The sequence below is a fragment of the Luteitalea sp. genome, assembly GCA_009377605.1.
Lineage (GTDB): Bacteria > Acidobacteriota > Vicinamibacteria > Vicinamibacterales > Vicinamibacteraceae > WHTT01.
In genome coordinates, this window is the sequence record WHTT01000261.1 from 1 (window position 1) to 372 (window position 372).

General features: G+C 63.7%; 1 pseudogene (only partly in view). It reads left to right on the plus strand.

Features of this window, described 5'->3' with window-relative positions:
* Nucleotides 1-372 (plus strand): annotated as a pseudogene (locus GEV06_28840) (DNA translocase FtsK) (it continues 314 nt past the right edge of the window).

The following is a 372-nucleotide window of genomic DNA, read 5'->3' on the forward strand; positions in this document are numbered from 1 at the left end:
GCGACTTCACACTGCCGCCGCAAGCCTTGCTCGATAGCCCACCAGAAGAGCGCACGATCGACGAGCGCGAGCTCATGGAAGCCGCACGGCTGCTCGAAGACAAGTGTCGTGAGTTCGCGGTCGAGGGCAATGTCGTGCAAATCCACCCTGGCCCGGTGGTGACGACGTTCGAGTTCAAACCGGATGCAGGCGTGAAGTACAGCAAGGTGACCGGCCTCGCCGAGGACCTCTGCCTCGCCATGCGCGCCGAGTCAGTGCTCATCGACCGGATCCCCGGCAAGTCGACCGTTGGCATTCAGATCCCCAACGCCCAGCGCGAGCAGATTGCGCTCAGAGAGCTGCTCGAGTCCGAGCCGTATCGCCGGTCAGCGT